At 74.3% G+C, this 1,791-nt stretch carries 1 protein-coding gene; it reads right to left on the bottom strand.

Features of this window, described 5'->3' with window-relative positions; translation table 11 throughout:
* Positions 1 to 1,791: amino acid adenylation domain-containing protein (locus ACQKIP_RS46595; protein ID WP_427745779.1), on the bottom strand; the 1,791-nt coding region annotated here is incomplete at both ends.

The following is a 1,791-nucleotide window of genomic DNA, read 5'->3' as shown; positions in this document are numbered from 1 at the left end:
GTCCAGCACAACCACCACGGCCGGGATCATGTGCTCGGGCAGTCGGGCGGCCGCGGACTCCCGGACGGCGGCGCCGTCCAGTTCCGCGTCCGCGGCACGGACGACGTACCCGACCAGCCGCTCACCGTTCGCCGCAACCAACGCCTGAGCCACCCCCGGATGCGCGGCGAGGGCCGACTCCACCTCGCCCGGCTCGATGCGGAAGCCGCGGATCTTCAGCTGCGCGTCCGCCCGTCCCAGGAAGAGCAGTTGGCCGTCGGCGGTCCACTGCGCCCGGTCGCCCGACCGGTACATCCGCCCGCCTTCGACATACGGGCAGGCCACGAACCGCTCCGCGGTCAGCCCCGGCCGCCCGGCATAGCCGCGGGCCAGGCCCGGGCCGGCCAGGTACAGCTCGCCCGTGACGCCGGCGGGCACCGGCAGCAGGAAGCCGTCGAGCACGAAGGCCCGGGTGTTCGCCATCGGGCGTCCGATCGGGACGGTGCCCGCTCCCGGTGTCAGCGGCACGCTCATGGTCGCGCAGACCGTCGTCTCCGTGGGACCGTAGGCGTTCACCAGTCGCCGCCCGGAGGACCAGCGGTCAGCCACCGCCGGCGGGCAGGCCTCGCCTGCCACCGTTACGGTCTGCACCGTGTCCGGCAGGGACTCCGCCACCGCGAGCAGGCTGGGCGGCAGCGTTACGTGCGTGGTCCTGGTCCGTTCCAGGGCATCGGCCACCGGCGTCTGCGGCGGCAGCTGTGCCGCGCCGGCCATCACCAGTGTCGCCCCGGACAGCAGCGCCATGCACAGCTCGGAGACAGCGGCGTCGAAGCTCAGCGAGGCGAACTGCAGCACTCGGGCGTCCGGGTGTACCGCGAACCGCTCGATCTGCGCCTGCGCCAGGTTCGCCAGCCCCACGTGCGAGACCACCACGCCCTTGGGAAGTCCGGTGGAGCCAGAGGTGTAGACGACATAGGCCGCGTGCTCCGGCCGCAGCGGCGCTCGTCGCTCCGCGTCCGCGATCGCGCCGGGCGCACGCGCCGCCACCGCGGCGGCCACGGCGGGCTCGTCCCACGCCAGGGCCCGGTCGGCGAACTCGTCCGGCAACACGCCGCGCACCGCGGTGGAGCACAGCACCAGCGCCGGATCGGCGTCCCGCAGCATGAATTCCAGCCGCTGCCGCGGATACGCCGGGTCCACCGGTACGAAGACGCCGCCCGCCATCGATACCGCAAGCAGCGCCACCACCGTCGGCGCCGTTCGCTCTGCCAGCAGCGCCACCCGGGTCTCCGGCCCGACGCCGGCGGCGATCAGCTGGCGGGCCAGCCGGCCGGCCGCGTCCTGCAGCTCGTGGTAGGTCATGGTCCGCTCGTCCGGGTGTGAGCGAGCCTGCTCGTCCGGGGGTGACAGGTACTGCTCGTCCGCTCGCGCCAGGTCCGGCTCATCCGGTATGGAGCTGAGCGCCGCCGCGTCCGGGGTCACCCGCACCTGCTGGGCGAACAGCTCGGGCAGCGGGGCGGCGGTCACCGGCGCAGCGGAGTCGGTGTCGTTCCACTCCCGCAGCGCTCCCGCCCACCCGGACGCGCCGAGGACGCCGATGCGGCCCACCGGCATGGTGGCGTCGGCTGCCAGCTGCTCCAGCACCCGCAGCAGGCAGGCCATGTTCTGCCCCGCCCAGTCGCGGGTGCAGAGGTCCGGCCGGTAGACCACCTCTCCTGCCAGCCGGTCGCCGGGCGCCATGATGAGGGCGAGGGAGTAGTGGCTCGCGTCCTGCGACTTGCCGTCCGGCCGCAGCGCGAGGCCACTCGCCGG

The organism is Streptomyces sp. NPDC059900 (assembly GCF_050270335.1).
Lineage (GTDB): Bacteria > Actinomycetota > Actinomycetes > Streptomycetales > Streptomycetaceae > Streptomyces.
This window is presented reverse-complemented; position numbering and strand designations above follow the sequence as displayed.